Below are 8,351 nucleotides of genomic sequence, written 5' to 3' on the forward strand. Positions count from 1 at the left end.
TAAATGAGACGGCCACCCCCCCTATCTACACAAGTTGTAGCGTCGGCTGCGTCTGTTGTTATTACGTGCCTACATGTGCATACATGCGCGTACGGGCTGATGCGCGGGCCGGCCGATGCGGGCCGGCCGGCGGGACGGCGCAGGGCACTCGGCCGGCGGGGTGCGTACGGCACACGACCGGCGGGATGCACGCCGCGCGCGACGGACCGACAGCCCGGCAGCCCGACGACACCCGGTGCCAGCCGGCGCCACGCGGAGTCATGCAGGGCCACGCGGGGTCACCCGCGACCCCCACCCGCTCACAAAATCGCCGCCCCGGTTGTGCAACCAGCCGTCGTGGCCGTGCAACCGACGGGCCGGTTGCAGCGGATCGCCGTCTTTTTTCGCCTTCACGAAATCCCCATAAGGAACACAACACCCATACGCCAGCGCCTGGAAATTCAAATCGAGGCCCTTGCCCTTTTACGTACCCATATGGCAAGAGACGCAGATCACAGTGGGTTGGGGGTAACCATTCGCGGGGGTCGCGAGTCTAACTGTGTGGTGCTGGGACGTCTTGGGGGACGTTTCCAGACTTCGCGTGGCCGGGGCGACGTACCGGGGAGCTTTGAGCGGCCCTCCCGATATGTACGCGTCCCGGCAGTTCGCGGGCGCCTGGCCCTCGGGGCCAGCAAGGCTCCCGGCCGGGTCCCGTGGGGGGAATCCGTCACCGGGGAACAGAAAGCGCCCCGCTCCGACCCGTGGGGGGATCGGTAGTGGGGCGCTTTCGCCTTTCCGGCCGCCCCGGAAGCGGGCCGCCCGCGGGCGCCGAGACCCCCTCCCCACCCCGCACGCCGGGGCGCGTCGAAGCTCCCGCCCTCACTCCCCGTACACCGGCACCGCGCCCGCGCACGCCGGTTTCACTTTCTTCACGTCTGCGCACTCCGGCGCACCCTGACGCCCAGGCCACCGCGTCGCACTCGCCCCCTGGGCACCACGCCGCCACTCCTCCACTTGCGCATCCGCGCACCCCTCCGCACCCGCACGCCACGCAGCTCCGCGCCCACCCGTGATAAAAACTTGTACAACCGTCCCACTTTCTCAGGAGCTGCGATGGCCAACCCCTACGGCGCGCTGTTCGCCGCCCCCGGCGCGCGGGCCTTCTCCGCCGCCGGCTTCGTCGCCCGGATGCCGCTCTCGATGACCGGCATCGGGCTGATCACGATGCTGTCCGAACTGCGCGGGCAGTACGGCACCGCCGGTGCCGTCGCCGCCACGTTCACCCTCTCCATGGCCTTCGTCGGACCGCAGATATCCCGACTCGTCGACCGCTACGGGCAGCGCCGGGTGCTGCCACCGGCCACCGCGGTGAGCGTCGTCGCCCTCGGTCTGCTGCTGCTCTGCGCGCACTACGGGGCGCCGGTGTGGACGCTGTTCGTGCTCGCGGCCCTCGCCGGCTGCATGCCGAGCATGGCCGCCATGGTCCGGGCCCGCTGGACCGAGCTGTACCGCAGCTCGCCGTCGCTGCACACCGCGTACGCGCTGGAGGCGGTGGTGGAGGACGTCACGTTCATCGTCGGCCCGGTGCTCTCGGTGCTGCTGTGCACCGCGCTCTTCCCCGAGGCGGGCCCGCTGATCGCCGCCGCACTGCTGGCCGTGGGCGTCGCCCTGTTCGTCGTACAACGCGGTACGGAACCTCCGGTACGCCCGCGGGCCCGCGAGTCCGGCGGGTCCGCGCTGCGCGACGGGCCGCTGCTCGTGCTCGTCCTCACGCTGCTCGCCGGCGGCACGATCGTGGGCACGGTGGACGTGGTGAGCGTGGCCTTCGCCGACGAACAGGGCCGGCCGGGCGCGACCGGCGCGATCCTCGCCGTGTACGCCGTCGGGTCCTGCGCGGCGGGGCTCGCCTTCGGGGCCGTCACGCCCCGGATGCCGCTGCCGCGTCTGCTGGTGTGCAGCGTGCTTGGCACGGCCGCGACCACCCTGCCGTTCCTGCTGGTCAACGGCGTGCTCGGGCTGATGGTCGCGGTGTTCTTCGCAGGGGTCTTCTTCTCCCCCACGATGATCACGATCATGAACCTGATCGAGCGCACCGTCCCCGCGCACCGGCTGACCGAGGGCATGACCTGGGCCACGACCGGCCTCGCCGCCGGTGTCGCCGCCGGCTCCTCGCTCTCCGGCGTCATGATCGACGCCCACGGCCCGCGCGGCGGCTTCGCCGTGGCCATCACGGCGGGCGCGGGTGCGGCGGTCCTGGCGGTCCTGGGGTATCGACCGCTGACGCGGGCTATGGGGTTGGCCTCCGGCCCGGATGTGGTTTTGGCCTCCGGCCTGGAGGTGGCTTCGGATGGGGCTGTCGACCCGGGCCCGGGGGTGGCTTCAGGTGTGACTGCCGCCGCGGGCCCCGATGTGGTTTTGGCCTCCGGCCCGGAGGTGGCTTCGGGTGTGGTTTTGGCCTCTGGCCTGGGTGCGGCTTCGGATGGGGCTTCCACCCCGGGCCCGGAAGTGGCTTCCGCCTCCGGCCCGGAGGTGGGTTCGGGTGTGGCTTCCAACCCAGGCCCAGAAGTGGCTTCTGCCTCCGGCCCCGATGTGGCTCCCGCCGCCCCGCCCGCCGCGCCGGCTGACGACGCTCGCTGCGTGACCGGCTGACGCCGCGGCGTACGCCGTGGGAAGCGAGAAGCGGGATGTGGGATGCGGGACCGGTGTGCGGCCGGTGCCGGGTGCTCGCCCGGTCGGCCCTCCGGCCCGGGCCCCGGCGCCGGGCCCGGCTCCCATCAACCGCGTACGGGGGCGGCGCGTCCCGGTCCCCACCGCCCGGCCGACGGGGCACGGGCCGACGGGGTACGGTCACGGTTGCCGGGGCGCTGGCCCGTCGGGCCGGCCCCGTACGGAGTGGTCGGCGTAGCCGGGGTGGGCATCCCCGCGGCTGGCTCCGTGGCGTACCCGAGACAGGTCGTACGGAGAGATGTCGTACCGGGGCAGATCGCACCGGGCCCGGTCCGGCCGGCCGCAGCCCCGGGTCGGATCGCGGTCGGGCGGGAGCGCCCGGCCGCCGGGTGAGGAGAGCATGTCCTGAACGAACGTGAGGCGGCGCACCAGACCGACCACGGCGGGCCGGGGGCAGACGAAAGCGGCCCGGGCGGAAGCGGACCAGAAGGAGGCGGGCAAGGGGGAAGCCGCACCAGCGGCACCACACCGGCCGCCAGCCGCACCGCACCAGCCAGCAGCACCGCGCCCGCCGCCAGCCCCGCCACGCCAGCCACCGCGAACCGCACCACGCCAGCCACCCGCGGCACCACACCCCCCACCAGCCCCACCGCACCGGCCACCGACGGGCGGCGGGTCAAGGGGGAGCGGCGGCGGCAGGCGTTGATCGAGGCGACCTTGCGCGTCGTCGAACGGGACGGCGCCAGCGGCGTCAGCCACCGCACGGTGGCGCGGGAAGCCGGGCTGCCGACCACCTCGGCCACCTACTACTTCCGCGGCATCGACGACCTGCTGTGTGCGGCGCTCACCAGCGTGATGACCGAGGACGCCGCGCGCATGCGGCGCCTTGCGGCCGAGACCGGCGGCGGGGTCGACAGCCGCCGTTCGCTGGCCCGGCTCATGGCGGACGTGGTCGCCGCGCCCGGCCATCTGCTCGCCGAGTACGAGCTCTACCTGCTGGCCGCCCGCCGCCCGGAGCTGCGCGAGGTCACCCAGGTGTGGCTGGACGCCGCGGCCGACTTCGCCCGCGCCCACACCGACGACCCCGCCCGGGTACGGGTCGTTGTCGCCGCCATCGACGGGCTGCTGCTCCAGGCGCTGCTGACCGACACCCCGCCGGGGGCCGCCGAGTTCGAGGCGATGTTGCGCATGCTGCTCCCGCACGCCACGGACTGACCACCGGCGAGCAGCGTACGGGCCCGGCCGCACGCCCTGCCCCGGAACACCACGACGCCGGGCCGGGCCGGGGTGCGGCCCGCCCGGCGTGGCGGTAGTCATGAGCGTCAGTGGCTTGCGGTGGAGCACCCGGCGAGGAGTCGCACGCGGTCCGGCCGCCGCCCCTCGCCGTTCTGGGCTAGCGCTGCTCCACGGGGACGAAGTCGCGCTCGACGACGCCCGTGTAGATCTGGCGGGGACGGCCGATGCGCGAACCCGGCTCCTTGATCATCTCGTGCCACTGGGCGATCCAGCCGGGCAGCCGGCCGAGCGCGAAGAGCACGGTGAACATCTCGGTCGGGAAGCCCATCGCGCGGTAGATCAGGCCGGTGTAGAAGTCGACGTTCGGGTAGAGCTTGCGCTCCACGAAGTAGTCGTCGGCCAGCGCGTGCTCTTCCAGCTTCAGCGCGATGTCCAGCAGCTCGTCGGACTTGCCGAGCGCGGACAGGACGTCGTGCGCCGCCGACTTGATGATCTTCGCCCGGGGGTCGAAGTTCTTGTAGACGCGGTGCCCGAAGCCCATGAGCTTCACGCCGTCTTCCTTGTCCTTCACCTTGCGGATGAAGGTGTCGACGTCGCCGCCGGTGTTCTTGATGCCTTCCAGCATCTCCAGCACCGACTGGTTGGCACCGCCGTGCAGCGGGCCCCACAGCGCGCTGATGCCCGCCGAGATCGACGCGAACATGTTCGCGTGCGACGAACCGACCAGGCGCACCGTGGAGGTCGAACAGTTCTGCTCGTGGTCCGCGTGCAGGATGAGCAGCTTGTCCAGCGCACCGACCACGACCGGGTCCAGGTCGTACTCGGCGGCGGGCACCGAGAAGGTCATGCGCAGGAAGTTCTCGACGTAGCCGAGGTCGTTGCGCGGGTAGACGACCGGGTGGCCGACGGACTTCTTGTACGCGTAGGCGGCGATCGTCGGCAGCTTGGCGAGCAGCCGGATCGTCGACAGGTGGCGCTGCTTCTCGTCGAACGGGTTGTGGCTGTCCTGGTAGAACGTCGACAGCGCGCTGACCACGGACGACAGCATCGCCATCGGGTGGGCGTCGCGCGGGAAGCCGTCGTAGAAGCGCTTGACGTCCTCGTGGAGCAGCGTGTGCTGGGTGATCTCGTTACGGAAGGTCGCCAGCTCGTCAACGGTCGGCAGCTCCCCGTTGATCAGCAGGAACGCCGTCTCCAGGAAGGTGCTGCGCTCCGCAAGCTGCTCGATCGGGTAGCCCCGGTAGCGCAGAATGCCCTGCTCACCGTCGAGGTAGGTGATCGCGGACTTGTATGCAGCAGTGTTGCCGTATCCCGAGTCCAGGGTCACCAGACCGGTCTGGGCGCGGAGCTTGCTGATATCGAAGCCGCTGTCGCCGACGGTGCTCTCGATCACCGGGTAGGTGTATTCGCCGTCCCCGTGCCGCAGTACTACAGAGTTGTCGCTCACGTCATCCCTCACCGACGTTGTGCCTCTTCTTCGAGGTGCCCTGACTAGCTCTACCTTCCCCCATTTGGACGATGAACGTGCACTCGGGGTCGGCCATCGGACCTAATTGCGGCACTCAGTGCCGCCATCATGCCCATCCTGCCCCCTTATCTCCGATTCCGGAAACCCGGCGGGTACGGCCCGGGCCCCGCCACCACCCAGCCGGTGATCCAGCGCGGTGAACCGTCGGCCCGCGCTCACGGTGCGGACGGCCTGCCCCAGCGCCCGCCGGGAGCCCACCAGGACCACGAGGCGTTTCGCCCGGGTCACCGCTGTATAGAGAAGATTGCGCTGGAGCATCATCCAGGCCCCGGTTGTCACCGGTATCACCACCGCCGGGTACTCGCTGCCCTGCGAGCGGTGGATGGTCACCGCGTACGCGTGCGCCAACTCGTCCAACTCGTCGAAGTCGTACCCGACCTCCTCGTCCTCGTCCGTGCGGACCGTCAGCCGCTGCTCCTCGTTGTCCAGCGCGGTGACGACGCCCACGGTGCCGTTGAAGACGCCGTTCGCGCCCTTTTCGTAGTTGTTACGGATTTGCGTGACCTTGTCCCCGACGCGGAAGACGCGCCCGCCGAAGCGCCGTTCGGGCAGGTCGGGGCGGGCCGGGGTGATGGCCTGTTGGAGCAGGCCGTTGAGGGTGCCGGCGCCGGCGGGGCCGCGGTGCATGGGGGCGAGCACCTGGATGTCGCGGCGCGGGTCGAGCCCGAACTTCGCCGGGACGCGCCCCGCGGCCACGTCCACCGTCAACCGCCCGGCCTCCTCGGTGTCGTCCTCCACGAAGAGGAAGAAGTCCGGCAGGCCCTGGGTGAGCGGCGGCACGCCCGAGTTGATCCGGTGCGCATTGGTGACCACCCCGGACTGCTGGGCCTGGCGGAAGATCCGGGTCAGCCGGACGGCGGGCACCGGGCTGTCGGGGGCGAGCAGGTCCCGCAGCACCTCGCCCGCGCCCACCGAGGGAAGCTGGTCCACATCGCCGACGAGCAGCAGGTGCGCCCCCGGCGGCACGGCCTTGACCAGCTTGTTCGCGAGCAGCAGATCCAGCATCGACGCCTCGTCCACCACCACCAGATCGGCGTCGAGCGGCCGGTCCCTGTCGTACGCGGCGTCGCCGCCCGGCTTGAGTTCGAGGAGGCGGTGCACGGTGGACGCCTCGGCCCCGGTCAGCTCGGACAGCCGCTTGGCGGCCCGGCCGGTGGGCGCGGCGAGCACCACCTTGGCGTTCTTGGCCCGGGCCAGCTCCACGACCGAGCGGACCGTGAAGGACTTGCCACAGCCGGGGCCGCCGGTGAGCACGGCCACCTTCTCGGAGAGCGCGAGCCGCACCGCCTGCTGCTGCTCGGGCGCGAGGTCGGCGCCGGTGCGCCGGGCCAACCAGGCCAGCGCCTTGTCCCAGTCGACGTCCTGGAACGCGGGCATCCGGTCCTCCTCGCCGCGCAGCAGCCGGCGCAGCGACCCGGCCAGCGAGAGCTCCGCGCGGTGGAAGGGGACCAGGTAGACGGCGGTGACCGGCTCCCCTTCGGCGGGCCCTGGAACCGCCTCCCGCACGACCCCCTCCGGGTCTTCGGCCAACTCGCCCAGACACTCGATGACCAGGCCGGTGTCCACCTGGAGCAACTTCACCGCATCGGCGATGAGTTGCTCCTCGGGCAGATAGCAGTGGCCGTTGTCGGCGGACTGGGACAGCGCGTACTGGAGGCCCGCCATCACCCGGTCCGGGCTGTCGTGCGGGATGCCGACGGCCTGGGCGATCCGGTCGGCGGTGAGGAAGCCGATGCCCCAGACGTCGGCCGCGAGGCGGTAGGGCTGGTTGCGGACGACGGAGATGGAGGCGTCCCCGTACTTCTTGTAGATGCGCACCGCGATCGAGGTGGAGACGCCCACGCCCTGGAGGAAGACCATGACCTCCTTGATGGCCTTCTGCTCCTCCCAGGCGGCGCCGATCATCTTGGTCCGCTTGGGGCCGAGCCCGGGCACCTCGATCAGCCGCTCCGGCTGCTGCTCGATGACCTCCAGCGTCTCCACCCCGAAGTGCTCGGTGATGCGGTCGGCGATCCGCGGCCCGATGCCCTTGATGAGGCCGGAGCCCAGATACCGGCGGATGCCCTGGACGGTGGCGGGCAGCACCGTCGTGTAGTTCTCCACCGTGAACTGCTTGCCGTACTGCGGGTGGGAGCCCCAACGGCCCTCCATCCGCAGCGACTCCCCCGGCTGGGCACCGAGCAGCGAGCCGACGACGGTCAGCAGGTCACCGGAGCCCCTTCCGGTGTCGACCCGCGCGACCGTGTAGCCGTTCTCTTCATTGGAGTAGGTGATCCGCTCCAGGACCCCTTCGACCACCGCGAGCTTGAGCATGAGGCGACCGTACCGCCGGAGTCCGACACTCGTGCGAGCCTGTGGATAACTCCGCCACCCGCACCGCGACCAGGGCCGGGCGCAGCCGTCGCGTCGCCGTACTCCCGTCATGAAGCGCCAGGTGGCGGCCGTTTCGCGGCCGGCGGGCGGGGAGGCCGGGACTTCCGGGGGTGCGGGACTACGGGGAGAGGTTGCGGGGCTCCGGGGCCGCGGGGCCGAATTCCTGAAGGGGAGCGACAGGGCGGCCGTTCCCGAGGCGGAAGCGGCGGGGCCGGCTGTTCCTGAGGGGCCCGGCCAAGGACCAGACCCCTCAGGTTCCCCCTCCACTGGCTCCGCTCGAAATCCCCCCAGATTCCCCTCCGCAGGAGCCAGTGACAGTAACGACCCCCTGCGGCCGGGAAGGGTTGCACGATTTCTCGCTGTTATCTATCCGTTACGTGCGGTCAGCGGGTACGGGCTGCGGCGGGACGCGGCGCGGACTGCGGGAACGCCCGGTGGGCCGGCCCCGGGGGCGGCCCCCCCCCGGCGGCGGGCGGGGCCCGCGGCCCCCCGGCCCCGCGGGGGGTCCCTGGGGTGGCGTTTACACATGAGGCGCGGGCGCCGCTACGGCGTGTGTAGATAGGGGGGG

General features: G+C 71.5%; 4 protein-coding genes. 2 read left to right on the forward strand and 2 right to left on the reverse strand.

The genetic code is table 11. The features are described 5' to 3' along the window. Nucleotides 1–1,092 precede the first annotated feature (1,092 nt). The gene (locus AAHZ94_RS23520) at nucleotides 1,093–2,628 is read left to right on the forward strand and encodes an MFS transporter (protein ID WP_349994982.1); all 1,536 of its coding nucleotides are present in this window, start codon (nucleotides 1,093–1,095) and stop codon (nucleotides 2,626–2,628) included. Nucleotides 2,629–3,348: 720 nt separating this feature from the next. Beyond that, a complete protein-coding gene (locus AAHZ94_RS23525; protein WP_349994984.1) occupies nucleotides 3,349–3,861 on the forward strand; it encodes a TetR/AcrR family transcriptional regulator in 513 nt (170 codons plus the stop codon). 178 nt (nucleotides 3,862–4,039) lie between these two features. Here the strand turns inward: AAHZ94_RS23525 and AAHZ94_RS23530 are convergent, their stop codons facing one another. After that, on the reverse strand, nucleotides 4,040–5,329 hold the full coding sequence (locus AAHZ94_RS23530; RefSeq protein WP_349994985.1) for a citrate synthase: 1,290 nt from the start codon (nucleotides 5,327–5,329) through the stop codon (nucleotides 4,040–4,042). A gap of 102 nt (nucleotides 5,330–5,431) precedes the next feature. Next, nucleotides 5,432–7,723, reverse strand: a complete 2,292-nt coding sequence (gene recD2, locus AAHZ94_RS23535) for an SF1B family DNA helicase RecD2 (RefSeq protein ID WP_349994986.1) — start codon at nucleotides 7,721–7,723, stop codon at nucleotides 5,432–5,434. Nucleotides 7,724–8,351: the final 628 nt, after the last annotated feature.

It is taken from the genome of Streptomyces sp. HSW2009 (assembly GCF_040240285.1).
In the GTDB taxonomy this organism is placed as follows: Bacteria; Actinomycetota; Actinomycetes; order Streptomycetales; family Streptomycetaceae; genus Streptomyces.

Bases quoted from the DNA above. Each gene is read 5' to 3' on its own strand.
- AAHZ94_RS23520 (WP_349994982.1), top strand. From the start codon at position 1,093: ATGGCCAACCCCTACGGCGCGCTGTTCGCCGCCCCCGGCGCGCGGGCC.
- recD2 (WP_349994986.1), bottom strand. From the start codon at position 7,723: ATGCTCAAGCTCGCGGTGGTCGAAGGGGTCCTGGAGCGGATCACCTAC.